We start from the raw sequence: 26,520 nt of genomic DNA on the forward strand, positions 1-26,520 counted from the left end.
ATCGATCTTCGAATTTTCACCGAACCGCAGCAGGGCGCGAGCTACGAGACCCTCCTCGCCGTGGCCAAGGCCACCGAGGACCTGGGGTACGACGCCTTCTTCCGATCCGACCACTATCTGAAGATGGGCGACGCCGACGGGCTGCCCGGCCCCACCGACGCCTGGACCACCCTGGCCGGGCTCGCGCGCGAGACCAAGCGCATTCGCCTCGGCACGCTCATGACCTCGGCCACCTTCCGCTACCCCGGCGTACTCGCCATCCAGGTGGCGCAGGTGGACGCCATGTCCGGCGGCCGCGTCGAATTCGGTTTCGGCGCGGGCTGGTTCGAGGCCGAACACACCGCCTACGGCATTCCCTTCCCGGACGAGAAGTTCGCGCGCTTCGAGGAGCAGCTGGCCATCCTCACCGGCCTGTGGGAGACCCCGGTGGGGGAGGTCTTCAACTTCGTGGGCAAGCACTACAGCCTCACCGACTGCCCCGCGCTGCCCAAGCCCGCGCAGTCCAAGATCCCGGTGATCATCGGTGGCCAGGGCGCCAAGCGCACGCCGCGGCTGACCGCGCGGTACGCCGACGAATTCAATATGCCGTTCTCGTCGATGGAGGACAGCGCCGCGCAATTCGAGCGGGTGCGCGCCGCCGTCACGGCCGCCGGGCGGGATCCGAACGAGCTGGTCTACTCCAATGCCCTCATCGCCTGCGTCGGGCGTGACGACGCCGAGGTGGCGCGCCGCGCCGGGGCGATCGGGCGGGAGGTCGAGGAGCTGAAGGCCAACGGTCTGGCGGGCAGTCCGGCCGAGGTGGTCGACAAACTCGGCCGCTACGCCGAAACCGCTGGCACCAGCCGGGTCTACCTACAGATACTGGACCTGGACGACCTCGATCATCTGGCCCTCATCGCCGATCAGGTGATGAGCCAGCTGGGATAGTCGGAGCGCACCGCGAGGGCTGGCGATCGAGCAGCCACGCGGTAAAGTCCGATTTGTCCGATACGCGGTGGGTGTCGGGAACTGACAGCCACCGTGACACGTTGGAGACTTCAGACGTGGCCACGAACGCCGTGAGCCTCGACTCCAGAAAGGGACGCGCTGTGCGCACCACTAGCAATCCGGTCTTCAAAAACCTTGCGCCGCAACAGCAGCAGGGTGGCGGCTACGCCGGTTTTGGTTCGGCCGCCGCTGGAGCCGGTCAGTTCACACAACAGCAGCAGCCTTACGGCTACGGCCAGCAGCCCCCGCCGGGCTACCCGCCCTACGGCTACCAGCAGATGCCGGTGCCGACCACGCGGCCCATGACCATCGACGATGTGGTGACCAAGACCGGCATCACGCTCGGCGTGGTCACCCTGGGCGCGATCCTGTCCTACGGCCTCACCTCGTTCAACCACAATCTGGCGCTGCCGTTCGTCCTGGTGGGCGGATTGGTCGGCTTCGTGCTGGTGCTGGTGGCGAGCTTCGGCCGCAAGCAGGACAACCCGGCCATCGTGCTCAGCTACGCGGGCTTCGAGGGTCTGTTCCTGGGTGCGCTGTCCTACATGTTCACCGGCGTGGAGTTCGGCGGCGTCGGCGGCGCGGGCCTGATCGCACAGGCGGTACTGGGCACCTTCGGCGTGTTCTTCGGCATGTTGGTGGTCTACAAGACCGGCGCGATCCGCGTGACGCCGCGCTTCACCCGCATGATCGTGGGCGCGATGATCGGCATCCTGGTGCTGGCGCTGGGCAATATGATCGCCATGTTCTTCACCCCCGACGGCTTCGGCCTGCGCTCGGGCGGCACCCTGTCGATCATCTTCTCGCTGGTGGTCATCGCCATCGCGGCGTTCAGCTTCCTGCTCGACTTCGACGCCGCCGACCAGCTCATCCGCGCCAACGCTCCCGCGAAGGCCGCCTGGGGCGTCGCCCTCGGCCTGACCGTGACGCTGGTCTGGCTCTACATCGAGATCCTGCGACTGCTGTCGTACTTCCAGAACGACTAGGCCCAACTCTCAGGAACTCTCAGGGGCTTCGCCCCCGAACCCCCAAAAGCGTGGGGCCGCCTGTGGTCTGTAAATGGGGGTCTGGGGGCGATAGCCCCCAGGTGCTTCGCTGGTAAAGCAGCGGCCCGCCCGACCGTTAGGTCGGGCGGGCCGCTTACTTGCTACGGGCGACTCAGCTGAGGCGCTCGATGATCATCGCCATGCCCTGGCCGCCGCCGACGCACATGGTCTCCATGCCGAACTGCTTGTCCTGGGTCTGGAGGTTGTTGATCAGCGTCGCGGTGATGCGGGCGCCGGTCATACCGAACGGGTGGCCCAGGGCGATCGCGCCGCCGGAGATGTTGAGCTTGTCCTCGTCCATCTTCAGCTCGCGCGCCGAACCCAGCACCTGCACGGCGAAGGCCTCGTTGATCTCGTAGAGGTCGAGATCGTCGATGGTCATGCCCGCGGTCTTCAGCGTCTTGCGCACCGCCTCGATCGGGCCGAGGCCCATGATCTCGGGCGAGAGACCGGAGACGCCGGTGGCCACGATGCGGGCCAGCGGGGTCAGGCCGAGCTCACGCGCCTTGGTGTCGCTCATGACGACCAGCGCGGCGGCGCCGTCGTTGAGCGGACAGGCATTACCGGCGGTAATGGTGCCGTCGGGACGGAAGACCGGCTTCAGCTGCGAGATCTTCTCGTACGTGGTGCCCGCGCGCGGGCCGTCGTCGGTAGTGACGACGGTGCCGTCCGGCAGGGTCACCGGGCTGATCTCCCGCTCGAAGAAGCCGGACTTGATGGCCTCCTCGGCGCGGTTCTGCGAGCGCACGCCCCAGCGGTCCTGGTCCTCGCGAGAGATGCCGGTGTACTGCGCGACGTTCTCCGCGGTCTGGCCCATGGCGATGTAGACGTCCGGCAGGATGTCGTTCTCGCGCGGATCGGTCCAGGTGTCCGCGCCGCCCTCGGCGCGCTTGGCGGTGCGGGCCTCGGCCTCGGCGAACAGCGGGTTGTGGGTGTCCGGCCAGCCGTCGGCGGTGCCCTTCGGGAAGCGCGACACGGTCTCCACACCGGCGGAGATGAACACATCACCCTCACCGGCCTTGATGGCGTGGAAGGCCATCCGGGTGGTCTGCAGCGAGGAGGAGCAGTAGCGGTTGAGCGTGACGCCGGGCAGGTAGTCGTAGCCCAGCTGCACCGCGACCGAGCGGGCCATGTTGAACCCGCCCTCACCCGCGGGCTGACCGCAGCCGAGGATGAGATCGTCGATATCGGTGGGCGCGAGGGCGGGCACCTTGTCCAGGGCCGCACGCACCATCTGGGCGGTGAGGTCGTCGGGACGCATGCTCACCAACGAACCCTTACCTGCGCGGCCGATCGGCGAACGGGCATACGAAACGATGACGGCCTCTGCCATGAGGACTCCTTACTCGCAGGGGGTGATCCGCTTCGAATCTACGACGGCGCTGTGAGGGGGGAAACATCCGGTATGCCGGTATCCCATTCAGTGAAGGGTGGGATTGCTCACTGATCGGTGGGTTCGGCGGCCGGTTCCGGCGTCGCGGGGCCTTGACCGGGCGCCGCGGGCGGCCCGTCCGGCACGGTGAAACTGGCCCGCTGCGGCAGGTTCGGCATATCCGTGTAGATGGTGACGTCGATGCGTCCCGGTCCGGTGTCCTGGAACAACGCGTACTGCAGGCTGCCGTAGATGCCCGCCACCACGGTCACCCGATATTCGCCCGCCGCACCGGTGTTCGTATTCCGCCACGCCACCGTGGTGACGGTCTCGCACAGCGGCGCGAATGCGTAAGGCCCCGGCCCGATTCCGCCGATGGGCAACGCCTGCACATTGAAGATCGCCCGCCCCGGATATTCGGGCGCGGTCTCGGCCCAGCTGCGAATCGACCCACCGCAGTACCCATTGCGCATCAGGCTCGGCACCTGCGGGAATTCGGTGGTGGCGGCGGAGACGGGCGCGGCCGCGGCGAGCACTGCGGCGGCGGCGAAAACGGTGAACAAGGCTGCGGTACGTACGCTCGTCGGCGACCTCATGCCCCGAGGGTAGTGCCGCGTCGAGCCCACACGCCCGATGTGCGCGCAGGCCGCCATCTCCTTTCTGCAACGATGGGGGGTATGCGCATCGCTAACCATGTCGTCGATCTGATCGGAAACACCCCGCTGGTTCGGCTGAACTCCGTGGTGGGTCCGAACTCGGGGCTGGTGGCCGCGAAGGTCGAATACCTCAATCCCGGTGGCAGTTCCAAGGACCGCATCGCCGTCAAGATGATCGACGCCGCTGAAGAGGCCGGACTGCTGAAGCCCGGCGGCACGATCGTCGAGCCGACCTCCGGCAATACCGGCGTGGGTCTGGCGCTGGTCGCGCAGCAGCGCGGCTACAAGTGCGTCTTCGTCTGCCCGGACAAGGTGAGCGAGGACAAGCGGAATGTGCTGCGCGCCTACGGCGCCGAGGTGGTGGTCTGCCCGACCGCCGTCGCGCCGGAGGATCCGGCCAGCTACTACAACGTCTCCGACCGCCTGGTCCGGGAGATCCCGGGCGCGTGGAAGCCGGATCAGTACTCCAATCCGGGTGGCCCGGAATCGCATTACGAGACCACCGGCCCGGAGATCTGGCGCGATACCGAGGGCAAGGTCACCCATTTCGTGGCGGGCGTCGGCACCGGCGGCACCATCACCGGAACCGGTCGGTACCTCAAGGAGGTCTCCGGCGGCAAGGTGAAGATCATCGGCGCGGATCCGGAGGGTTCGGTCTACTCCGGCGGCACCGGCCGCCCGTACCTGGTCGAGGGCGTCGGCGAGGACTTCTGGCCCAGCGCCTACGACCCGGCCATCCCGGACGAGATCATCGCCGTCTCCGATGCCGACTCCTTCGAGATGACCCGCCGCCTGGCCCGCGAAGAGGGCCTGCTGGTCGGCGGCTCCTGCGGTATGGCCGCCGTGGCCGCGCTCAAGGTCGCCGAGCGCGATCCCGACGCGGTGGTCGTCGTGCTGCTCCCCGACGGTGGCCGCGGCTACCTGTCCAAGATCTTCAACGACCAGTGGATGAGCTCCTACGGCTTCCTGCGCTCGCGCCTGGACGGCTCCACCGCCGCCGAGCCGCTCGTCGGCGATGTGCTGCGCGGCAAGTCCGGTGAGCTGCCCGATCTGGTGCACACCCACCCGCAGGAGACCCTGCGCGATGCCATCGAGATCCTGCGCGAGTACGGCGTCTCGCAGATGCCCGTCGTCGGCGCGGAACCGCCGGTCATGGCGGGCGAGGTCGCGGGCAGCGTCACCGAGCGCGACCTGCTCTCCGCGGTCTTCGAGGGCCGCGCGCACCTCACCGATTCGGTGAAACAGCATATGAGCCCGGCCTTCCCGCTCATCGGCTCCGGCGAACCGGTCTCCTCGGCCACCAAGGCATTGGAGAGCACCGACGCCCTGATGGTCGTCGAGGACGGTAAGCCGGTCGGCGTCATCACCCGCCACGACCTGCTCGGCTTCCTCAGCGCGGGTGCGCTCGGCCACTGAGCCGACCCGTCGAATCGCTCTGACGCCGCGCCCCCTTCGGTGGCGCGGCGTCGTCGCGAGGCGGCCGTCACTTTCCTGTCACGGTTGGGACACCGCGGCCGAGGTGCGTCGGGAATCACCCCGGCGCGTCACGCGCGATAACTGCGGTGTTACTGAGCGTTCATACTCGGCGAGAACGATCAGCTGGCATGAACCGGTGGCAGGTGGTCTCGTGGGTGGCGCTGCTGATGGCGGTGCTCGGTGTCGCGGAGTGCTTGGAGCGCACGCGATTTCCCGCGCCACAGATGATCCTGGCCATCGCGGTGGGCGCGGGGCTGGCGCTGGCGGGTCGGCTGCCCGCGCCGCTGCCGCGTGAGGTGTCGCTCGGCGTCCAGGCCATGCTCGGTGTGCTCATGGGTAGCTACCTCGAGGTGTCGCTGCTGTCCTCGATCGGCTGGCAACTGCTGCCGGTCCTGGCGGTGACGGTCGCGACGGTGCTCGTGAGCATCGGTATCGCCATGGTGTTCGCGCGCGTCGCCAAGGTGGAGTTGCCGACCGCGACACTCGGACTGCTGGCGGGCGGGTCGGCGGCCGTGGTGGCGGTGGCCGACGACCTCGACGCCGATCCACGCCGGGTGGCGTTCATGCAGTACCTGCGGGTGGCCATGGTGGCGCTGACCGCTCCGGCGCTCGCGGTACTGCTCGACGACGGCGACCGAACCGATTACGGCACAGCCACTTTGGGCGGCGCGGTCACCAATCCCGATCTGCCGCACTGGATGATCGTCGGCCGGGGCGATCAGGTCGCCGGACTGTCCATCGCCATCGTGCTGTGCCTGCTCGGTATGCGCGCGGGCCGCTGGCTGCGCCTGCCGAGTCCGGCGCTCATCGGCCCCATGGTGCTCACCGCCCTGCTCACCGCGTTCGGTGTGAGCCACGGATACGCCCCGACCAACCTGTTCAAGGAATTGCTGTTCGTCCTCATCGGTTTCGAGGTCGGCACCCGCTTCACCCGGGCGGTGGTGGTGGAGATGGCCCGCATGATTCCGGGCATGACCGCCGCCATCGTCGCGCTGTCCGCGGTGGTCGCCGCCCTGGCCTGCGGCCTCGCCTATCTGGTCGACCTGGAACTGTCCGACCTCTACCTCGCCACCACGCCCGGCGGTATCAATGCCGTCCTCGCCACCGCCGAGGGCATGGACGCCAATATGCCGCTCATCACCAGCGTGCAGAGTGCACGGCTGCTGCTCATGGTGCTGCTGCTCCCGCTGATCATGCGCGCCATCCGCCCGATCCGCGGCGCGGCCCGACCCGAGCCGGTACCCGTGGCGGTCGGCTGAGCCGAACGTCAGGGCCGCGGCGGTTCGACGCCCGCGAGTTCGCAGAGGGTCTCGACGAAGGCGCGCACCCGCCCGGTGTAGCCGTCGCAGCGCCAGATGAGGCCGTACTCGATGGGTTCGGCATCGCGGAACGGCACGAAGGCGATGCCGGGGCGGGAGTGATACCGCGCGGCGCGCAGGGAGGCCGGTGTGGCCCCGCGCCCCTTGGCGACGAGCGAGAGCACCTCCTGCCAGTACACGACGGAGTCGCCGTGGGTGATGGGCCGTCCGCCGGGGGTCCGGGTGGGGAAGATGTGGTGCATCCAGTACCCCGGGATATCGCCCGCCACGATCACCATGGGCAGCGTGGACTGATCCTCCACCGACAGCGAATCCCGTGCCGCCAGAGGGTGTTTCGCGGGGACGATGAGGGCGCGGGGCTCGGTGAACAGGGCCGGACCGGCCACCAGGTCCGGCTCGTCGACCGGGAACTCGGTCACCTGGAGGTCGAGCACCCCCGCGCGCAGCGGACCGTGCGGATCGCGGATCTGCACCTCCTGCGCGCGCACCGCGCAGTCGGGATAGCGGCTCTCGAACTTGTCGGCCGCCTCCAGCACCAGATCGTGCACCCACTGCGAGGAGAATCCGACCCGCAAGGTCCCGGTGACGCCCTTGCCGACCGCGACGGCGCGCGACACGGCCTCCCGCATGGCCTGGTACGCGGGCGCGAGATCGTCCCGCAGCTGCCGACCGGTGGGGGTGAGGCTCACCCGGCGGCTGGTGCGCTCGAACAGCGGCACCCCGATGCGGCGCTCCAATTTCTTGATGGTCTGGCTGACTCGTCCCTGCGCCAGCCCGAGCCGTTCCGCGGTGCGCCGGAAATGCAACTCCTCCGCCAGCGTCAGGAAGGTTTCGATCTCGTGGCGCTCCATACAGTTCCCTCATCGGTGAATCTCGCGCACCGATCGTAGAGAAGGTCGGCATTGTTCGGCGCGGCCGCGCTGCCGACACTCGAGGCGTGCCTATCGAGAACACCCTCTTCGACTACAGCCCGATCACCGAACGACCGGCCTTCACCTGGCCCGAGAACAAGAAGGTCGCCTTCTACGTCGGGCTCAATATCGAACACTTCCGCATCGACCGCCCGTCGACCAGTATCTGGCCCGGCACCATCGACCTGGTGCCCGACGCACTCAACTACGGTTGGCGCGACTACGGCCCGCGCGTCGGCGTGTGGCGCATCATCGAGAGCCTGGACCGGCACGGCATTCGCGCCAGCGCCCTGCTGAATTCCGATGTGGTGGAACACAATCCGCAGATCGTCAAGGCGGGGTTGGAGCGCGATTGGGCCTGGCTCGCGCACGGTAAGACCAACTCCGAGATCACCGCGGGCATGACCGTCGAGGAGGAGCGCGAGTACCTCACCGCCATCGTCGACACCATCGCCGCGGCGACCGGGCGGCGCCCGCGCGGGTGGATGGGCCCCGGCCTGACCGAAACCTTCGACACCCCACGGCTTTTCGCCGATCTGGGTGGTGAGTATGTGCTCGACTGGACCAATGACGATCAGCCCTACGCGCTGAATGTGCCTGGGCTGCTGTCGGTTCCGTACACCGTGGAGCTCAACGATCTCGGCATCTTCGCCAAGGGCACCCCCGGCCCGGAATTCGTGCGGATCATCAAGGACCAGTACGAGCAGTTGCTCGCCGATGCCCAGGACGGCAGCAGCCGCGTCATGGCCATCGCCCTGCACCCGTTCGTCACCGGCCAGGCCTTCCGCGCGAAGTACCTCGACCAGGCTCTCGAGTTCCTCGCGGCCCAGCCCGATATCTGGCTCACCACCAGCGACGAGATCGCGGACCGTTACCGGACGGTGCGCTGACTTCGGCGGAGTCGATCGACAACGGGGCCGTGCGGCCCTAGAGGCATCAGGCCGTGTTCCACGAGGGACACGGCCTTCTCCGTGCGAACGGGCCGTTACCAGGCCGATACAGCGGCGCTTTCGGGGGCCGCCATCGTGATGTGAAGCGGCTCTAACCGTTAGATAAATGAGCGCGACACGCCGAGAAACGGGCTATTCGGGCCATTGACCAGTGCGATGCGATAACTTTCTAAGTGAGCTGCATCACTTTCAGTTTGGAACAGAATGACCAGGTCAGGGCTGGAATTCGAGCAGGTGAGCGAGAATTGCAAGAGTGTGGTTCACCTGTTGTTCAACTGTGGTTCAGGCAGTGTTCAAGTAACGCAATCAGGCTGTGACCTTGTCAGAAACAGACCGCAAGTCTGATTGGCGCGAGGAGTTGTCAACGCATATGCGGAACATCAACATGACGCCGGTGCCGGGAGGCACCACGGCCGCCACGTACTGAGTACGTCCTCGCGCGCTGCTAAGGATGTGAATCCTCTTCGCCCGTAACGGGTTCGACAGCAGCTCCCGCACAAAACCGATAGCGCGTCAGCGAGCGCCACCCGGCGTTCGCAGCCCCTTCGCGCTGTCTCCAGGCCCAGCGACGGCCGAGACCGAATAGGAATCCAACTTCGCCATGCCCAACAGAACCCTGAGCAATCTGCGCTGCCCTCATAAACGTAGCAAGGTGGTCGCCGCCACCCGTACCGCCGGAGCCGCCGTGCTCGCGGTCGGCGTCTTCGGCGCCATCGCCACCGCCGGTGGCAATGCCACCCCCGGCGAGGTCCAGAAGGTCTCCCTGGCCGAGACCCTCGCCGATACCGCGGCTCCCGCCGCACCGGCCGCTCCCGCCGTCGAGCAGCTCGCCGCTCCGGCCCCCGCGCCGATGCCCGCCCCCGAACTTCCGGCCCCGGCTCCCGAGCCCGCGCCCGCTCCCGCCCCGGTGTACGAGAACAACCTCGACGGTTGGATCCGCCAGGCGCTGGACATCATGCACGCCCACGGCATTCCGGGCAGCTACGACGGCATCATGCGCAATATCCTGCGCGAGTCGAGCGGCAACCCGCAGGCCATCAACCTGTACGACTCCAACGCGGCCATGGGCATCCCGTCCAAGGGCCTGCTCCAGGTGATCGATCCGACCTTCGCGGCCTACCACGTGCCGGGTACGCCGTTCGACGTCTGGGATCCGGTCGCCAATATCGTCGCCGCCTGCAACTACGCCGCGGCCCGGTACGGCTCGATGGACAACGTCAACAGCGCGTACTGATTCGAGCGCTGGGTCTCGCGCTGGTCCGAACACCCGAATTGGCAAGTTTCCGCAACTTTTGCGCAAACGGCCGGTTCGGGTGTTCGCGCGAGGGTATAACCGCCCATGGAGCTAAGTTCTGGCACCCGGCTGGAACAGATAGCGAAGGGACGGGGTTTCATGCACACCTCCATTTTGGCTATCGATATCCAGAAAGGGCTTTCGGACGCCTGGAGTTCGGTAGCCACTTTCGTACCCAAGCTCATCGGTTTTCTGGTCGTGCTCGTCGTCGGCTGGATCGTCGCCAAGCTCGTCGCCAAATTGGTGACGGGCATTCTGCATCGAATCGGTTTCGACCGGCTCGTGGAGCGCGGCGGCATCAAGTCCATGCTGGCCAACAGCAGCTATGACGCCACCCAGATTCTGGCCAAACTGGCCTACTACGCCATCCTGCTGATCACGCTGCAGCTCGGCTTCGGCGTCTTCGGCCCGAATCCGGTCAGCGATATGCTCAACGGCATCGTGGCGTGGCTGCCGAGGGCCTTCGTGGCCATCGTCATCGTCTGCATCGCGGGCGCGATCGCCACGGCGGTCAAGGATATGGTCGCGAATATGCTCAGCGGCCTGGAGTACGGTCGCATGCTCGGCCGCGTGGCCGCCGTCTTCATCTGGGGTATCGGCATCATCGCCGCGCTCAACCAGATCGGCGTGGGCACCTCGGTCACCATGCCCATTCTCATCACCGTGCTCGCCACCATCGGCGGTGTGCTGGTCATCGGCTTCGGCGGTGGCCTGGTCCGTCCCATGCAGGACCGCTGGGACCGCTGGCTCAACACCATCGAGAGCGAGATGCCCGAACTCAAGGGTCACGCGCAGGCGTACCAGCGCGGCCGCGAGGATGCCGCCCGGCAGCGCGAGGCCACCCGTCAGGGGGCCATGGCCGGATCCAACAACCCGCCCGGAAAGTGGGCCGACCAGCCCGTATCCGCCGGGTCCCCGTCCGGCTACGGTTCACAACCGGGATATGGTGGCGCACAACAGGGTTCGCGCTCCGAGGGCTTCGGCGGCGCACAGCGTGGCGGCGGGCAGTACGGCCACCCGCAGGAGCCCGGCCACCCGGGTGCACCGGGCCAGTCCGGCTCGGGCGGGTCGATGGGCCCCGGTGGTTCGCGGGGGCAAGGTGAACCCGGCCGCGGCATGGGGCCGGGCTGGGACCCGGACCACCGCTGAGAGGTTTCGACTGAACGCGAAAGCGGGCGCACACCCTCGGGTGTGCGCCCGCTTTCGCGCCCGTACTGCCGGGCGACCGTTCAAGCCATCTTCGCCAGCTGGCACACCGCCGCCAAGCGCAGGTGCAGCCAGTCCGCTCCACGCCAATCGAGCGGCGTGGCAGGTGCGAGGCCATCGCCCAGGAGCCCGCGGGCATATCCCGCCAGCAGCACCGTGGGGGCCACCGCCCGCGAATTCTCCACGCCCATTTCGAGAATGTCCCGAACGGCGGCGGCATGCTGGTCCACCAGGGCCGACAGGGCGGGGAATTCCGAGGCGGCCGCTCGGGCCGGAACTCCGTGTGTGCCGTGCAGGCGTTTCAGAGTCTTGCGCGCCGACACCTCGAGCAACGCGGAGCTGAGCAAAAACACCCGCTCATGCTAGCAATTGCCGGGCATTCGAAAGTGTGAGTTTCCGCGCACCCTCGGCGCGTCGAATGCCGGTGTCGGCGCAAACCGGTGAATCTGTGGTATTCGCCGGGATTCTCAGCGGAAGGCCTTGGCTCCGGTGAGCGCTTCGCCGAGGACCAGTTGATGCACCTCCGCGGTGCCCTCGTAGGTGAGCACGGACTCCAGGTTGTTGGCGTGCCGCAGCACCGGGTACTCGAGCGTTATGCCGTTGGCGCCCAGGATGGTCCGGCATTCGCGGGCGATGGCGAGGGCGACGCGGGTGCTGTTGAGCTTGCCCGCGCTGATCTGCTCCGCGCGGATCTCGTGGCGGTCCTTGAGACGGCCGAGGTGCAGCGCGAGCAGCTGTCCGGTGCCCAGCTGCACCGCCATATCCGCCAGTTTGGCCTGGGTGAGCTGGTACGCGGCGAGGGGTTTGTCGAACACCTCTCGCGTGCGCGCGTAATCGATTGCGGCGGTGAGGCAATCGCGGCCCGCGCCGAGTGCGCCGAAGATGATCCCGAATCGCGCCTCGCTCAGGCAGCCCAGCGGTCCGGCCAGTCCGCGCGCTTGCGGCAGCATGGCGTCGGCGGGCAGTCGCACCCCGTCGAGTGACAGCTCCGCGGTGATGGAGGCCCGCAGCGACAGTTTGCGGTGCATTTCCCGGGCGCTGAAACCCGGTGTGTCCGTGGGCACTACGAAGCCGCGCACCACGGTGCGCTCACCCTCGGCGGTCTGCGCCCAGACGATCGCGACATCGGCGACGGACCCGTTGGTGATCCACATCTTGGATCCGTCGAGAATCCAGTCGTCGCCGTCGCGGCGCGCCCGCGTGCGCATCCCGCCGGGATTGGAGCCGAAGTCCGGTTCGGTCAGGCCGAAGCATCCGATGAGCTGTCCGGCCGCCATACCCGGCAGCCACCGCTGCTTCTGCTCCTCCGACCCGTACTTGTGAATGGCGGTCATGGCCAGCGAGCCCTGCACCGAAACCATGCTCCGCACACCGGAATCCACGGCCTCGAGCTCCATGCAGGCGAGCCCGTAGGCGGTGCCCGAGGTCCCCGCGCAGCCGTATCCCTCCAGGTGCATGCCCAACAGTCCGAGCTTGCCGAGCTCCGGCGCGATCTCTCGGGCGGGGAAGGTCCCCTCCTCGAACCAGTCCGCCACGTGCGGCCGCAACCGCTCCGCCGCGAAGGCGCGCACGGTACTGCGAATCTCCTTCTCCTCCTCGGAGAGCAGCGATTCGATGGCGAAGAGCTCGTCTACGGTGACCATGCGCCCACCCTACGACGCGGGGTCGCCGGTTCGGGAGCGGTCGGTCAGCGGGCGTCGAAGAGCTTCAGCATGCCCGTCTGGCCGAACATCTCCGCCGCCTCGCGCGCCGAGGGGCTGCCGCCGTCGGGGTCCGCGCCCGCGGCCAGGAGGTCGCGCACGATATCGGGTTCGGCCTTGAAGACCGCGCCCGCGAGCGGGGTCTGCCCGTCGTCGTTGGCCTTGTTGGGGTCCGCGCCGCGGTCGAGCAGGACCTTGGTGGCGTCGCGGTGGCCGTGGTAGGCCGCGAGCATGAGCAGGCCGTCGCCACGCGCGTTGGTGAGGTCGATGGGGACGCCCGCGTCGAGGTAGGCGGCCAGCGAGGCGGCATCGCCCTTGCGGGCCATATCGAAGATCCGGGTGGCCAGCTCGATGACGTCGTCGTCGGGCTTGTCGGCGTTCTCAGCGCTCATTTTCCCAGTACTACCACGCCGCATCGGGCCGGGCGGCGGATCGACCGCGCCGTCGGGTAACCGTTGCGCGGCAACGGCTGTCGTATTCCCGCCGACGGTGGGATTTCGCCCATCGGTGAGATGGCCCACCGCGAATTCATGGCGACCCGCGCCGCCCCATAGACTCGGCCCCATGAGCGATCAGCTGGGTTTCTCCACACGGGCCGTGCACGCCGGGTTCGATCCCGACCCCCAGACCGGTGCGGTGAACGTGCCCATCTACGCGAGTTCGACCTTCGCCCAGGACGGTGTGGGCGGTATGCGCGGCGGCTACGAGTACGCGCGCACCGGCAACCCGACCCGCACGGCGCTCGAGGCCAATCTCGCCGCGCTGGAGTCGGGCAGCTACGGCCGGGCCTTCGCCTCGGGTATGGCCGCCACCGACTGCGCGCTGCGCGCCATCCTGCGCCCCGGCGATCACCTGGTGATCCCGAACGACGCCTACGGCGGCACCTTCCGGCTGATCGACAAGGTCTTCACGCAGTGGGGTATCGAGTACTCGGTGGCCGCGGTGACCGACGCCGACGAGGTGGCCGCGGCCATGCGCCCGAACACCAAGCTGGTCTGGATCGAGACCCCCACCAACCCGCTGCTCAATATCGGCGATATCGCCGCCATCGCCGATGTCGCGCATCGCGGCGGCGCGAAGCTGGTGGTGGACAACACCTTCGCCTCGCCGTACCTGCAGCAGCCGCTGCTGCTCGGCGCGGATATCGTCATCCACTCGACCACCAAGTACATCGGCGGTCATTCGGACGTGGTCGGCGGTGCGCTCATCACCGACGACCAGGAACTCGACGCCAAGTTCGCCTTCCTGCAGAACGGCGCGGGCGCGGTCCCCGGCCCCACCGACGCCTTCCTCACCCTGCGCGGCATCAAGACCCTGGCCCTGCGCATGGACCGGCACTGCGACAATGCCGAGACCCTGGCCGAATTCCTCGGCAATCACCCGAAGATCGCCCAGGTCATCTACCCGGGCCTGCCCGAACACCCGGGCCACACCACCGCCCAGAAGCAGATGCGCCGCTTCGGCGGCATGATCTCGGTCCGCCTGCACGGCGGCAAGGAGGCGGCCCTCGACTTCTGCGCCCGCACCAAGATCTTCACCCTCGCCGAATCCCTCGGCGGCGTGGAATCGCTCATCGAGCACCCGGGCGCGATGACCCACGCCTCCACCGCGGGCTCCGCCCTCGAGGTCCCCGCCGACCTCGTCCGCCTCTCGGTGGGCATCGAAGACGTCAGCGACCTCCTGGCCGACATCGAACAGGCCCTGGCATAACCTGCCAATAAAAGCGAACGGCCGCATCGGACAAATCCGATGCGGCCGTTCGCTTTTCAACCCGCCGACAAACGAAGCCACCCGCGCCCGCGACAACGACCCGACCCGCACCTCCTACGGATCAGCCCATCCCGCGCCCGCGACGTGACGACATCCCATCCGGCTGGGGGCGGCGTTCCTACCCACTCAGCACCGCGGCCCCCGGTCCGGTAGGACCGGGGGCCGCGAAGCCCGAAGTGTTCGGACTAGCTGTGGTAGGGCTCGGCGCTGACCAGGGTGACCTTCATGGTCTTGCCGTTGGGCAGCGTGTACTCGCGGGTGTCGCCGACCTTCGCGTCGATGAGCGCGCCGCCGAGCGGGGAGGCGGGGGAGTAGGTCTCCAGGTCGGCGCGACCCAGGCCCTCCTCGCGGGTGGCGATCAGGAACGTTTCGGTGTCGTTCTCGTCACCGTCGTAGTAGACCTTGACGACCGAACCGGGAAGCGCGACGCCGGACTTGGTCGGCGCGATGCCGACCTTGGCGTTGTTGAGCAGCTCCTGCAGCTGGCGAATGCGCGCTTCCTGCTGACCCTGCTCTTCACGCGCGGCGTGGTAGCCGCCGTTCTCCTTGAGATCGCCTTCTTCGCGACGCTCGTTGATTTCGGCCGCGATGACCGGACGGTTGGCGATGAGCGCGTCGAGTTCGCCCTTGAGCCTCTCGTGCGACTCCGGGGTCAGCCAGGTCACGTTCGTCTCAGTCATCTCGATCACTCCCTAGTAGTTGTTCCCGGCATGCCGGGATTCCCTGATACCCGTCGCGGCAACCGCCTTGCTGCGGGCACAGCGACAGTGGACGGCTGGAGCGATCCTGGGGGAGGTACCCGATACCGCTGGCCGCCAATGCAGCAAACACGGCTCCGAGGTCCGGAACCGTGTGTCGAACCATTTTAGCACGATTCACAAATACGCAGGTAGAAGCGTCAAAGCGGGTCGAGTATCGGACTTTTCAGCCAGCTCGCAGGTATGCGGGCACGTTCTCGCTACAGCCGTAGATATTGGCCGCGCCCGCGCGGCCGCTGGTGCGGATGACGGTATTCACGCGCACGGTCTCTTCGTCCGATCCGGGAATCAGGATCTCGCGGCGGCCCACTTCGTGATTGTCGGGATCCAGAGCCCGGACGTAGCAAACGACCGGCTGCTCGGGATCCTTCCGGGTGAGTTTGAAATCCACGGTGACCTCGGAATCGCTCACCACGTTGTAGCCGATGCGCTCCGGCTCGATGTCCTTCGGGCCGTATTGGCGATACCCCAGGTAGGCGACGACCAAACCGGCAATCACGACAATCGCCCCCACCAGGTAGAGCAGCGGACGGCGGCTGGCGCGCGGAGCGGTTCCGTACCGGTCGGCCGGTCTCTGGGTCACCACTGCGCGCTCCCGGGGGGTAGGTCGGAACAAATAACAATCGGATGGAACTATAGGGAATGAAGATCTGACACCCCCTGCCTGGACTGCCCGGCGGAGAGCATTGAGGTGAAGACTGTGATCGGTGAGGTGAACGAGAAGTGAGTGGACTTCGCCTCATGGCGGTGCACGCCCATCCCGACGACGAGTCCAGCAAGGGCGCGGCGACCACCGCGCGCTACGCCGCCGAGGGCAACGACGTCCTCGTCGTCACGCTGACCGGCGGCGAACGCGGCGACATTCTCAATCCCGCCATGAACATCCCCGGCATTCTCGACCGCATCACGGATGTGCGCCGCGAGGAGATGGCCGAGGCCGCCAAGGCGCTCGGGGTCGAGCAGACCTGGCTCGGCTTCACCGATTCCGGTCTGCCGGAGGGCGATCCGCTGCCGCCGCTGCCCGAGGGCTGCTTCGCGCTGGTGCCCCTGGAGGAGGCCACCGAGGCGCTGGTGCGGGTGGTGCGCGAGTTCAAGCCGCATGTCATCACCACCTACGACGAAATGGGCGGCTACCCGCACCCGGATCACATCATGTGCCACAAGGTCTCCGTCGCGGCCTTCGAGGCGGCGGGCGACCCGGAGCGTTTCCCGAATGCCGGAGCGCCGTGGACCCCACTCAAGCTCTACTACAACCACGGCTTCAGCCTGGCCCGGCTCGAGATCTTCGCCGAGGAGTACGAGCGTCTCGGCGAGCCGTTCCCCATGCAGGAGTGGATGGACCGCATGCGCGGTTACGCGGCCGAGCGCGGCGACGTCATGTCCCGGGTGACCACCCAAGTGGAGTGCGCCAAGTACTTCCCGCAGCGTGACGACGCCCTGCGCGCGCACGCCACCCAGATCGACCCCAATGGCGCGTTCTTCGCCATTCCCACCGAGATGCAGCAGCGGCTGTGGCCGACCGAGGAATTCGAGTTGGCGCAGACCCGGGTCCGCACCGCCATTCCGGAGACCGACCTGTTCGCGGGCATTCAGGAAGCCGACGAGGAAACCATCCGATGATCATCACCCTGCTCGCCCAGCCCACCGGAACCCCCACGGGTCCCGAGTTCGGCAAGGCGTCCCCGCTGGGCCTGATCATCGTGCTGCTGCTGTTGGTGGGCACGGTGCTGCTCATCTGGAATATGAACAAGCACATCAAGAAGCTGCCCGCCACCTTCTCCCCGGAGCATCCGGAACCGGATCAGGCCGCGGACGAGGGCACCGATCCCGGTGTGGTCGAGCCGGAGCCGCTGGAGCGGGAATCCGAGCAGCCCAAGAACGGAACTTCCTCGGGCACTTAGCGCTTCGAGACCTATCGAGCCCGTTCCGAACTGTTCGGAACGGGCTCGATACGTGAATGGCGTTGTCAGAACGGCCAATCCGCGCGCGTGCCCGCCTCGATGAGCGGAATCATCGTGAAGGCCGCGTCGGTCAGTCCGCCGAAGGCGTGCCGGTAAGGTCCGCCGCTGGGCGCGTGGCCGTGGCGGTAACCCGCCAGATTCCACGTGTACAGCGGCGTCGACTTCGGCAGCGCCGCACCGACATCCCCGCCGGTGGCCTGCTCATCGGTGATGATGACCACGCGGTCGTGCCGGGCGAAATGCCGTCGCACCGCGCCCGCGGTATCGGTGCCCGCGCCGATGAAGTAGTCCTCGGACTTCCAGCGGTCCAGTGCGCGCAGCACGGGTTCGTGCGCGCGCAGCGGAAAGACCAGGCTGGCCGGGTAGGTCCGACCCATCCACCGGGTGGCCTCCGAGAACGAGACGATATCGGCCCGCTCGCACCGGCCCGCCAGGGCGATACCGAAGATCGCGGCGGCATCCCAGCGCCGCAGCGTGCCGTCGCCGGAGAACCCCGAATCCATGGACCCGGAGGTGTCGACCAGCACCAACGTGCGCCCCGGCAGGGCGGGAACATTCGCCAGCGAATGCTCGAGAGCCTGCTCCAGGGCATGGCCCCAGCGCAGCGAGGGCGCGGCGCGATACGCCGACAGGAACCGCATGGGCAGCTGCCGCGAACGGGCCACCTGCTCCGGATCCGCCAGGCGCGCGGCCACGGTCGCGGCGACCTGATCGCACACACCGGCCTTGTCCCAATTCCGCAGGTTACGAAGGCTTGTCATGTAACCCATGGAGGGAATGAGGGCCTCCCAGACGGCGGCGTCCATCGGCTTCTGGAGCCAACCGGCCACCGACTCCCAGGTCATTCCGGCCGCGCGCAGGGTGTCCCGCGCCCGCTCGGCATCGTCGAAGAGGGCGCGGCGCTGCGTGACCGGGGTGGCCAACAGCCGCTCCCGGGCGCGCAGCGTTCGCAGCGCCTCCGGGATCGCCTTCTCACGATGGTGCCGCCGGTCGATGGCGTGCTCGAAAAGCGCACCCTGCCAAGGCTTCTCGGCCATGGGGGTGGGGTGTACCAGTTCGATCACGTCACCGAAGCGGAAGTCGCGGCCCGCGCCGTCCCACTTGGCCAGCGCCCGCTCGTCGTAGAGGCGGCGCACCGCGTCGGCGACACCGCGCTTGACCGGCTTGGGCAGGGCGCGACCGTAGGCGGCGTACCAGTAGGCGAGGAACTCGCCGGGCTCGTCGGCGCGCTGGAGCACGGAATCGATGACCTGGCGCGACATTCCGGGAAGCGCGGCGTCCAGCCGGGCCTTGGCGAATTCCGCGGCGCCGACGAGTGCGGCCGACCGCATATTCGCCTCGGTGCGCAGCCAGCGCAGGAAACGCGCGGTCCACTCGGGCTCGGCGGCGGTGGTTTCGCGGATCAGCGCCGCGTAGCGGGCGTCGCGGGTCTCGCCGGATTCGTAGAAAGTGTTCTCGCCCACCATATTCGCGACGGCCAGCAGGAAAAGTTCGCTCTGTGCCGGGCGCGCGTATCCGGGGGCACCCTCGTGGGTGCGGCCGGACGGCAGCTGCTCGGAACGGATGGGCGAGGTCGCGGCCATGCCGCGCGCACGCGCGCTGTTGAACTTGGACATGAAACTTCCCCACTGTATGAGCGTCCGAGATCGAAGTCGGCGACGGTACAAGCTGCTCTACCGCTGAGCTACCGGGCCCATGAGTTGGACCCGGGCGGGAATCGAACCCGCGACCTGCCGATTAGGAGTCGAAGTAACCGCTGCCTGCGCACCGGACGCGAGACAAACCCTAGCTTCTCGAATCTCTTTGGCGCATCTTATTTTTCGCGACGCTTCCGAGAAGGGGGTGAAATTTGGACGCCCGAAGTGCCTGGTACCGGCGCACCCGGGGCGCGGGGTGAGACAGTACCGAGGCGATCGGGTCGGCGCATCCGAATTATCGAGCGGCTACAGGCTCGCGAAGAAGGCGCGAATGTCGTCGATCAGCAGTTCGGGCACCTCGAGGGCTGGAAAGTGGCCGCCTCGGTAGAACTCCGACCAGTGCGTGATGGTGTGCGCCTTCTCGGCGAAGCGGCGAATGGCGTAGTCGCCGTCCTTGAACACCGCCACGCCGGTGGGGACGGTGCCGCGCGGCTTGGGGGCGAAGGACGCCGCGTCGTGGAAGCGTTCGTAGTAGCAGTTGGCCACGCTGCGGGCGGTGTCGGTGAGCCAGTAGATGCTCACGATGGTGAGCAGGCGGTCGCGGTCCACCGCCTGATCCGGCAGCTCGTGCGACTGGTCGGTCCACTCCTTGAACTTCTCGACGATCCAGCCGAGCTGCCCGACGGGTGAATCGGCCAGCAGCTGCGCGATGGTGTTGGGCCGCGAGCCGTTGAGGTTCATGTACGCCGAACCGTCGTCCTGGAACTTCTTCATGGCGGCCAGGCGCTGCCGCTCGGCCTCGGTCAGCGCGGCCATATCGGCCGGATCGCCGGTCGGAAACGTGACCAGGGCATTGGCGTGCACGCCGAGCACACGGTCCGGGAAGTCGCGGCCGATGCGCGGACCGATGAACGCGCCGTGGTCGCCGCCCTGTACGCCGAACCGCTCGTAGCCGAGGCGGGCCATGAGCTCGGCCAACGCCGCCGCCATCCGGCCGTCGTTCCAACCGGTCTCGGTGAGCGGACCGGAGAACCCGTGGCCCGGCAGCGACGGAATGACCAGATGGAAGGCCGGGGCCTGCGCGTCGGGAGCGGTGAGCGGGCCGATGAGGTCGAGGAAGTCCACGACCGAGCTGGGCCAGCCGTGAATGAGCAGCAGCGGGATGGCGTCGGCGCGGTCGGAGCGCACGTGCAGGAAGTGGATGTGCTGGCCGTCGATGACGGTGGTGAACTGCGGGTGGGCGTTGAGTTCGGATTCGGCCGCGCGCCAATCGAACTTGTCGGCCCAGTACGCGGCGAGCTCCTTCAGGTAGGAGGTGGGCGCGCCCCGCTCCCAGCCGACACCGGGTACCTCGTCGATCCAGCGGGTGCGGATCAGGCGCTCACGCAGATCGTCGAGGTCGGCCTGCGGGATGTCGATGCGGAAGGGGCGGATCTCGGTGTTCGTCATGACATTCATGGTTCGGGTAACGAGGGGGTCGGCGAATCACGAATATTCGTTATTTCGGCGGCTCGCGCTCGTTACGGCATGATCGGGTGCGTGGTGAATCTTCCGGTCAGCAGCGCTTTCGTGGGGCGTGGCGCGGAGCTGTCCGGACTGCTGGACGCGCAGCGGGACGCGGTGGTGCACACGGTGCTGGTGTCGGGGGAGGCCGGGATCGGGAAGTCCCGGCTGCTCGCCGAGTTCACCGGTCGGCTGCCCGCGACGACGGTGGTGCTGCTCGGCCGGTGCCCGGAATTCGGGAACGACGGGGTGCCGTTCGCGCCGTTCATCGCGATCATGCGCGGTCTCCTGCGGCGACTGGGAGCGCGGCGGCTGGCGGAGCTGCTTCCGGCGCGTCCCGTGCTGGCGCGGTGGCTGCCGGAGCTGGCCGACGGGAGTGATTCGGAGACAGGAGAATTCGACCGCCTCCGATTGTTCGGCGAGATCCTCACCCTGCTGGAGAGTTCGACGGCCGCCCAGCCGGTGGTGCTGATCCTCGAGGATCTGCACTGGGCCGATGATTCCAGCCGGGAGCTGCTGGCCTTCCTGGCCGCGAATCTGGTCGCGCACGAGGTGCTGCTGGTCGCCACCTATCGCCCGGGTGCGCCCGCCCTGCGGCGGCTGCTCGCCGAGGTGGCGCGCAACCCCGGGGTGCGGACATTGACGCCCGGCCCGCTGAGCCAACACGAAGTGGGGCGACAGCTCGCGGCGCTGCTCGGGCGTGAACCCGAAAGAGCGCTGGTGGCACGGGTTTTCGCACGCAGCGCGGGCAACCCGCTGTTCGTCGCGGCGCTGTGTTCGTCGCCGGAAGACACTCCCGCACAGGTGAGCGAATTGCTGCTGGCCTTCCGGTCGGGGTTGAGCGAGAGTGCCCTGACCGCGTTGCGGATCGCCGCTGTCGCCGGGTCGCCCGTCGGTCATGAGCTCTTGGAGGCCGCGACGGAACTGCCGGAGCGCGAACTGAATTCGGCGCTGCGCGAGCTGATCGACCAGCGCCTGTTGGTCGCGGCGGATACCGGCTACGACTTCCACCACGTGCTGTTGAAGCAAGCGCTCTACGCGGATCTGCTGCCCGTCGAACAGCGCCGCCTGCACGCCCGGCTCGCGACATTGCTGCGAGCGACGCCGAATCTCCTTGCGGCGGAACGCTACAGCGCCGAGCTCGCCGAACACGCCCGAGCCGGAGGCGAACTCGGTCTCGCCGTGGCGGCCTCCTGGGACGCGGCCACCAGCGCGGAACGGGCCGGGGCGCAGTCGGAGCGGCTGCGGCATCTGAAGCGGGTGCTCGACCTGTGGGACAAGGTGCCGGAAGCCGCCGAAGCGCTGGCGGTCGAACGCCTGGATGTGCTCGAGGCGGTGGTGGACAGCTGTATTCGCGGAGCCGCCGGGGACGGCGGTGTCGCGGCGGCGGAGGAGGCCATCGCGGCGGTGGACGCCTCGGCCGACCCGCGATGGGCCGCCCGATTGCATTGTCACCGTGCGACACTGCGCAATCGCGACGGCCAGGGCGGTCGCGACGATCTGGTGCGGGCGCTGGAGTTGCTGCCCGCCGAGCCGCCCACCCCATTGCGGGCGGAGGCGCAGGTGGAGCTGGCCGGAACCTTGTTGTTCGCCGGACAGCCGGAGGATTCCGCACGCTACGCGGAATCGGCGCTGGCGGTCGGCGAAGCGCTCGCGGTGCCCTCGCTCGTGGCACGGGCGCATGCCTATCTGGGACTCGCTGCCACCGATCCCGCCGCGGCCGTAAGGCATTTCGCATCCGCGCACGCGGCGGCAGATGATCCGCGCACACTTCTGGACGTGGTGGCGTGGGAGTCCGCCCTCCTGGTGTCGACCGGTGCCTACCCCGAGGCGATCGGCGCCATTCAGCAGGGACTTCGGGCCGCTCACGAGACATTCCGATTCGCCGAGCACGGTCCGGTGCTGACGGTGAAATGGGTACAGGCCCTGAACGCGTTGGGCCGCTGGGACGAGGCCCTCGATCTGGTCGAGGAAACACTGGCCGAACCGCTCGCACCGCTCAGCGCCGCCGTCCTGCGGCTGAACCGCGCCGAAATCGCCATGGCGCGTGGCCATCTGGATGCGGCGCGCGCGGATGTGGACGCGGCCGGTGAACTACTGCGCGACAGCCCGTGGGCCGGGCAATACCACCTCGAATTGGGCGGTGCGCGTGGCCGCCTCGCCCTCGCGGCGGATGCGGTGGACGACGCGGCCGCCATCCTGGCCGAGACCGTGGCCGCCGAGAGCATCGCTCGGCATCCGCGCGAAGCCTGGGCGCTGCTCGCGCTCGGCGTGCGAATCCCCGGCCTGTCAACGCTTCTCGCCGATATCGCCACGCGGCTGCCCTGTCCGACGCCCGTCGCCGCCGCGTATCGATCGTCGTATACCGCTGGACTGACCGACAATTCGTCCGACTGGGCCGACGCCGTCCAGCGGTGGAGCGCCCTGCGCCAGCCCTATCAGGAGGCGGAGAGTCTGCTCGGTGCGGCGGAAGCCGAACTCGCGCAGGGCGACCGCGATGCGGGCCGGTCCGCGCTGCGGCAGGCCGCCGCCGTCGCCGCGACGCTCGGCGCGACCACCCTGGTAGAGTCGGCGCGCCGCCTCGCCGCCCGCGCCCGCCTCACCCTCGACACCGCACCGAGCGCGCCACCGCCGCCCTCGTTCGGTCTCACTCCGCGCGAACTCGACGTATTGCGGCTCGTCGCAGCGGGTTCGACCAATCGCCGCATTGCCGAGCGACTGTTCATCAGCGCCAACACCGCCGGTGTGCACGTATCGCGCATTCTCACCAAACTCGGGGTCGCCTCGCGTACCGAGGCCGCCGCGGCGGCACACCGGCACGGGTTGCTGTCCGACTGACCCGCTCAGGCGCGCGGCGCGGACGTCACCGAGGAGGCGGCGCGGTGCCAGGCGGCCGTGCGCAGTAGGCGTAGGCCATTGAGCCCCACGATGATGGTCGAGCCCTCGTGGCCAGCCACACCGAGCGGTAAGGGCAAGGTGCCCACCAGATCCCAGACGACCAGGACGCCGATGAAGGTGGCGGCAATGGCGAGATTGGCCATGACCACGCGCCGGGCCCGGCGCGAGAGCGCGATGACGGTCGGGATGGTGGTCAGGTCGTCGCGCACCACCACCGCGTCGGCGGTGTGCAGCGTGAGGTCGGATCCGGCACCGCCCATGGCGATGCCCACCTGGGCGACGGCGAGAGCGGGTGCGTCGTTGATGCCGTCGCCCACCATGGCGACCCCGCCGTCGGACTGGAGCGCGCGCACGGTGTCGGCCTTGGCGTCGGGGAGCAGACCGGCGCGGATATCGGTGATATCGACCTGTGCGGCAAGGCGTTCGGCGGTGGCGCGGTTGTCGCCGGTCAACAGCACGGGGCCGTGACCGGTCACGTGCCGTGCCGCGGCGACCGCGTCGGCGGCCTCCGCGCGGATCTGATCGCTGAGGGCCAAGACGCCGATGGGCTGGTCGTCGCGGGTCACGACCACCGCCGTATAGCCCGCCTCCGGTATCCGGGCCACCGTGCGCGCCACCTCCGATTCGGTGCCCGCGAGCAGTGCGGCCGGGGATCCGACGCCGACGCGGCTGCCGTCGACGAGCGCGGCGACGCCGTGGCCGGGGCGTGCGGTGAACTCCTCGGCCGAGGGCAGGGCGAGATCGCGTGCGCGTGCGGCTTTCACGATGGCGGTGGCGAGGGGATGCTCGCTGGGAAGTTCGGCGGCGGCGGCCAACCGGAGCACCGCGTCGGCGTCGAAACGCGGGTCGAGAGCGCGGATATCGGCGACCTCGGGAGTGCCGCGGGTGAGGGTGCCGGTCTTGTCGAACGCGATTCGCGTGACCGTGCCCAACTGCTCCATGACGACCGCGGATTTGACGAGGACGCCGTGGCGACCGGCCGTGGCGATGGCGGCCAGCAGCGGGGGCATGGTTGCCAGCACCACCGCGCACGGGGAGGCCACGATCATGAAGGTCATCGCCCGCAACAGGGCTCGCCGGAGCGTGTCACCGGCCAGCAGCGGAATGACGAAGACCGCGAGGGTGACCGCCACCATTCCGAGCGAATAGCGCTGTTCGATCTTCTCGATGAACAGCTGGGTGCGGGCCTTGGTCTGGCTGGCCTGCTCGACCAGCGCGGCGATGCGGGCGACCACCGAGTCGGCGGCGCGGCGGTCCACCCGCAGCCGCAGCGCCCCGGTGCCGTTGAGGGTTCCGGCGAACACCTCGTCGCCGATGTTCTTGTCGACCGGCAACTGCTCCCCGGTGATGGTGGCCTGGTCGACCTCGCTGCCGCCGCCGATCACCGTGGCATCGGCGGGAATTCGCTCGCCGGGCCGCACCGCCAGCACATCGCCGACCTCCAGTTCGGCCGCCGGAACGACCCGCTCGGCACCGTCGGCGGTGACGCGGGTGGCGGTCTCGGGTGCCAGGTCCAGCAGTCCGCGCACCGAATCCTCGGTGCGCGCGGTCGCCCACGCTTCCAACGCTCCCGAGGTCGCGAAGATGACGATCAGCAGCGCGCCATCGGTGATCTGCCCGATCGCCGCCGCGCCGAGCGCCGCGACGACCATGAGCAGATCCACATCGAGTGTCTTGTCCCGCAACGCCTGTAGTCCGGCCAGGCCGGGTTCCCACCCGCCCGCCGCGTAACAGGCCAGGTACAGCGCCCACCAACTCCACTCCGGCGCACCGGCCAGCTGTGTGATCAGCCCGAGCGCGAACAACGCGAGAGCTACTGCGGCCCACCGTATCTCGGGTAGATCGAACGGTCTGGTGCGCCGCACCGCCGGACCGGGCGGTGTCGTGCGAATCGTGTTGCGGGTCGATACGACCACGGTCACCTCCGGAGGACTGCCTGCGAACCCGGGCAACGATAACAGAAAATATGAAGACGTCTTCATGTATCCTCGGCGGAGTAGGCTCCGGGGGTATGGGACATGGAGTCGAGGGCCGCGACCGCCCCGTCGCGCGCCTGGACCCCGACGCCGCCGCTCACGTCGCCAACACCCTCCAGGCCCTGGCCACCCCCAGCAGGCTGCTCATCCTCACCGAGCTGCGCCAAGGCCCCCTACCGGTCACCGAACTCGCCGAAGCCGTCGGCATGGAGCAGTCGGCCGTCTCCCACCAACTCCGCCTACTGCGCAACCTCGGCCTGGTAACCGGCACCCGCTCCGGCCGCAGCATCATCTACAGCCTCTACGACACCCACGTCGCCCAACTCCTCGACGAGGCCATCTACCACAGCGAACACCTCCGCCTCGGCCTCGCCGACCGCCCGGAATCGGCGGTCTGAGCGCTAACCCTCGCCCGCCTCGGGGATCGCCAGGCCGGAGATCAGCTGTTCGATGACCGAGCGCAGCGCCGCGGTATCGGCCGCCACATTGTCGGAGTGGGCGAGATACTGCGCGGCCTCGTCCAGTGCGCCGACAATGACCAACGCCAGCGGGCGGACCGGTTGGGGGCGAATGCGTTTCGCCGCGATGGCGCCGGTCAGGGCGTTCTCCACCAGGCCGATGGTGTGCCGCAACTCGATCTCGCGCCACAGTTTCCAGCCGAGGACGGCGGGGGCGTCGAGGAGGGCGATGCGCTGAACCTCCGGGGCGGTGGAGGCCTGTAGCCAGGCGAGGCAGCCCACGATCAGGTTGGTGATCGGGTCGGCGGAGCGGGAATTGGCGACGGCCGTGCCTATTACCTGGACCAGGCTGCGTTCGAGGTCCTCGAAGACCGCTTCGAAGAGGTCGCGCTTCTCGCTGAACTGGTGGTAGAGGGCGCCGCGGCTGACACCGGCCGCCTCGGCGACCGCCACCGTGCTCACCGCGCCGTATCCGTACTGGCCGAACAGTTCTCGCGCGGCCCGGATCACCGCGGCGCGGGTGGTGGCCGAGCGTTCGGCTTGGGTGCGGCGGTCAGCGTTCATGGCGTCGTCGCAGTGTAGGGCAGCACCGAATTCGGCCGCGACGCAAGGCCCTTCGACTCTTGACCGGCGAGGGTGGGG

The 26,520-nt window shown here is 68.3% G+C and carries 24 protein-coding genes and 1 tRNA gene; 12 read left to right on the forward strand and 13 right to left on the reverse strand.

Annotated elements, in window-relative coordinates; translation table 11 throughout:
- Together ACIBH2_RS16410 and ACIBH2_RS16415 are read left to right on the forward strand one after the other, a co-directional pair.
- Entirely contained in the window at positions 1 to 927 is a 927-nt protein-coding gene (locus ACIBH2_RS16410) for an LLM class F420-dependent oxidoreductase (RefSeq protein WP_397120791.1), read from the forward strand.
- A gap of 161 nt (positions 928 to 1,088) precedes the next feature.
- On the forward strand, positions 1,089 to 1,973 hold the full coding sequence (locus ACIBH2_RS16415) for a Bax inhibitor-1/YccA family protein (RefSeq protein ID WP_397118139.1): 885 nt from the start codon (positions 1,089 to 1,091) through the stop codon (positions 1,971 to 1,973).
- A 172-nt stretch (positions 1,974 to 2,145) separates the two neighbouring features.
- On the opposite strand, the gene ACIBH2_RS16420 is transcribed toward ACIBH2_RS16415, so the two are convergent.
- Together ACIBH2_RS16420 and ACIBH2_RS16425 are read right to left on the reverse strand one after the other, a co-directional pair.
- A complete protein-coding gene (locus tag ACIBH2_RS16420; protein ID WP_397118141.1) occupies positions 2,146 to 3,366 on the reverse strand; it encodes an acetyl-CoA C-acetyltransferase in 1,221 nt (406 codons plus the stop codon).
- Between the two features lie 107 nt (positions 3,367 to 3,473).
- Complete coding sequence (locus ACIBH2_RS16425) at positions 3,474 to 4,001, reverse strand: hypothetical protein (protein WP_397118143.1); 528 nt, start codon at positions 3,999 to 4,001, stop codon at positions 3,474 to 3,476.
- Between the two features lie 81 nt (positions 4,002 to 4,082).
- On the opposite strand from ACIBH2_RS16425, the gene ACIBH2_RS16430 reads away from it, so the two are divergent.
- Positions 4,083 to 5,477 (forward strand): cystathionine beta-synthase, encoded by a 1,395-nt coding sequence (locus ACIBH2_RS16430; protein WP_397118145.1) that lies wholly within the window; start codon positions 4,083 to 4,085, stop codon positions 5,475 to 5,477.
- 188 nt (positions 5,478 to 5,665) lie between these two features.
- The gene (locus ACIBH2_RS16435) at positions 5,666 to 6,796 is read left to right on the forward strand and encodes an AbrB family transcriptional regulator (RefSeq protein WP_397118147.1); all 1,131 of its coding nucleotides are present in this window, start codon (positions 5,666 to 5,668) and stop codon (positions 6,794 to 6,796) included.
- 8 nt (positions 6,797 to 6,804) lie between these two features.
- On the opposite strand, the gene ACIBH2_RS16440 is transcribed toward ACIBH2_RS16435, so the two are convergent.
- A complete protein-coding gene (locus tag ACIBH2_RS16440) occupies positions 6,805 to 7,707 on the reverse strand; it encodes a LysR family transcriptional regulator (protein WP_397118149.1) in 903 nt (300 codons plus the stop codon).
- An 86-nt stretch (positions 7,708 to 7,793) separates the two neighbouring features.
- Between ACIBH2_RS16440 and ACIBH2_RS16445 the strand changes: the two genes are divergently transcribed.
- The 3 genes from ACIBH2_RS16445 (at position 7,794) to ACIBH2_RS16455 (ending at position 11,160) form a co-directional block, all read left to right on the forward strand.
- On the forward strand, positions 7,794 to 8,657 hold the full coding sequence (locus ACIBH2_RS16445; protein WP_397118151.1) for a polysaccharide deacetylase family protein: 864 nt from the start codon (positions 7,794 to 7,796) through the stop codon (positions 8,655 to 8,657).
- A gap of 661 nt (positions 8,658 to 9,318) precedes the next feature.
- The gene (locus ACIBH2_RS16450; RefSeq protein WP_397118154.1) at positions 9,319 to 9,951 is read left to right on the forward strand and encodes a transglycosylase SLT domain-containing protein; all 633 of its coding nucleotides are present in this window, start codon (positions 9,319 to 9,321) and stop codon (positions 9,949 to 9,951) included.
- 159 nt (positions 9,952 to 10,110) lie between these two features.
- Positions 10,111 to 11,160 carry a hypothetical protein gene (locus tag ACIBH2_RS16455; protein WP_397118156.1) on the forward strand — a complete coding sequence of 350 codons (1,050 nt, stop codon included), beginning with the start codon at positions 10,111 to 10,113 and terminating at the stop codon, positions 11,158 to 11,160.
- Between the two features lie 80 nt (positions 11,161 to 11,240).
- Here ACIBH2_RS16455 and ACIBH2_RS16460 read toward each other — a convergent pair whose 3' ends face one another.
- The 3 genes from ACIBH2_RS16460 to ACIBH2_RS16470 form a co-directional block, all read right to left on the reverse strand.
- Entirely contained in the window at positions 11,241 to 11,570 is a 330-nt protein-coding gene (locus ACIBH2_RS16460) for a DUF6401 family natural product biosynthesis protein (RefSeq protein ID WP_397118158.1), read from the reverse strand.
- A 114-nt stretch (positions 11,571 to 11,684) separates the two neighbouring features.
- Positions 11,685 to 12,860, reverse strand: a complete 1,176-nt coding sequence (locus tag ACIBH2_RS16465) for an acyl-CoA dehydrogenase family protein (protein ID WP_397118161.1) — start codon at positions 12,858 to 12,860, stop codon at positions 11,685 to 11,687.
- A 44-nt stretch (positions 12,861 to 12,904) separates the two neighbouring features.
- Positions 12,905 to 13,309 carry an ankyrin repeat domain-containing protein gene (locus ACIBH2_RS16470; protein ID WP_397118163.1) on the reverse strand — a complete coding sequence of 135 codons (405 nt, stop codon included), beginning with the start codon at positions 13,307 to 13,309 and terminating at the stop codon, positions 12,905 to 12,907.
- 172 nt (positions 13,310 to 13,481) lie between these two features.
- Between ACIBH2_RS16470 and ACIBH2_RS16475 the strand changes: the two genes are divergently transcribed.
- Complete coding sequence (locus tag ACIBH2_RS16475) at positions 13,482 to 14,627, forward strand: cystathionine gamma-synthase (protein WP_397118166.1); 1,146 nt, start codon at positions 13,482 to 13,484, stop codon at positions 14,625 to 14,627.
- 245 nt (positions 14,628 to 14,872) lie between these two features.
- Here ACIBH2_RS16475 and greA read toward each other — a convergent pair whose 3' ends face one another.
- On the reverse strand, positions 14,873 to 15,367 hold the full coding sequence (gene greA / locus ACIBH2_RS16480) for a transcription elongation factor GreA (protein WP_397118168.1): 495 nt from the start codon (positions 15,365 to 15,367) through the stop codon (positions 14,873 to 14,875).
- 244 nt (positions 15,368 to 15,611) lie between these two features.
- On the reverse strand, positions 15,612 to 16,031 hold the full coding sequence (locus tag ACIBH2_RS16485; RefSeq protein ID WP_397118170.1) for a DUF4307 domain-containing protein: 420 nt from the start codon (positions 16,029 to 16,031) through the stop codon (positions 15,612 to 15,614).
- A 155-nt stretch (positions 16,032 to 16,186) separates the two neighbouring features.
- On the opposite strand from ACIBH2_RS16485, the gene mca reads away from it, so the two are divergent.
- Positions 16,187 to 17,065 carry a mycothiol conjugate amidase Mca gene (mca, locus tag ACIBH2_RS16490; protein ID WP_397120793.1) on the forward strand — a complete coding sequence of 293 codons (879 nt, stop codon included), beginning with the start codon at positions 16,187 to 16,189 and terminating at the stop codon, positions 17,063 to 17,065.
- Positions 17,062 to 17,346, forward strand: a complete 285-nt coding sequence (locus ACIBH2_RS16495; protein WP_397118173.1) for a hypothetical protein — start codon at positions 17,062 to 17,064, stop codon at positions 17,344 to 17,346. Before mca ends, ACIBH2_RS16495 begins: the two co-directional genes overlap by 4 nt.
- 65 nt (positions 17,347 to 17,411) lie before the next feature.
- On the opposite strand, the gene ACIBH2_RS16500 is transcribed toward ACIBH2_RS16495, so the two are convergent.
- From ACIBH2_RS16500 to ACIBH2_RS16510, 3 genes are all read right to left on the reverse strand, one after another.
- Positions 17,412 to 19,022 (reverse strand): TROVE domain-containing protein, encoded by a 1,611-nt coding sequence (locus tag ACIBH2_RS16500; protein ID WP_397118175.1) that lies wholly within the window; start codon positions 19,020 to 19,022, stop codon positions 17,412 to 17,414.
- 85 nt (positions 19,023 to 19,107) lie between these two features.
- A tRNA-OTHER gene (locus tag ACIBH2_RS16505) sits at positions 19,108 to 19,175 on the reverse strand.
- A gap of 174 nt (positions 19,176 to 19,349) precedes the next feature.
- Positions 19,350 to 20,492, reverse strand: a complete 1,143-nt coding sequence (locus tag ACIBH2_RS16510) for an epoxide hydrolase family protein (protein WP_397118177.1) — start codon at positions 20,490 to 20,492, stop codon at positions 19,350 to 19,352.
- A 90-nt stretch (positions 20,493 to 20,582) separates the two neighbouring features.
- On the opposite strand from ACIBH2_RS16510, the gene ACIBH2_RS16515 reads away from it, so the two are divergent.
- The gene (locus ACIBH2_RS16515; protein WP_397118179.1) at positions 20,583 to 23,384 is read left to right on the forward strand and encodes an ATP-binding protein; all 2,802 of its coding nucleotides are present in this window, start codon (positions 20,583 to 20,585) and stop codon (positions 23,382 to 23,384) included.
- A gap of 5 nt (positions 23,385 to 23,389) precedes the next feature.
- On the opposite strand, the gene ACIBH2_RS16520 is transcribed toward ACIBH2_RS16515, so the two are convergent.
- A complete protein-coding gene (locus ACIBH2_RS16520) occupies positions 23,390 to 25,360 on the reverse strand; it encodes a heavy metal translocating P-type ATPase (protein WP_397118181.1) in 1,971 nt (656 codons plus the stop codon).
- Positions 25,361 to 25,455: 95 nt separating this feature from the next.
- On the opposite strand from ACIBH2_RS16520, the gene ACIBH2_RS16525 reads away from it, so the two are divergent.
- Complete coding sequence (locus ACIBH2_RS16525) at positions 25,456 to 25,818, forward strand: ArsR/SmtB family transcription factor (RefSeq protein WP_397118183.1); 363 nt, start codon at positions 25,456 to 25,458, stop codon at positions 25,816 to 25,818.
- 3 nt (positions 25,819 to 25,821) lie between these two features.
- On the opposite strand, the gene ACIBH2_RS16530 is transcribed toward ACIBH2_RS16525, so the two are convergent.
- Positions 25,822 to 26,442, reverse strand: coding sequence for a TetR/AcrR family transcriptional regulator (locus ACIBH2_RS16530; RefSeq protein ID WP_397118185.1), 621 nt, complete (start codon positions 26,440 to 26,442; stop codon positions 25,822 to 25,824).
- Between the last annotated feature and the right edge of the window lie 78 nt (positions 26,443 to 26,520).

The organism is Nocardia sp. NPDC050406 (genome assembly GCF_044459025.1).
Taxonomy (GTDB): domain Bacteria; phylum Actinomycetota; class Actinomycetes; order Mycobacteriales; family Mycobacteriaceae; genus Nocardia.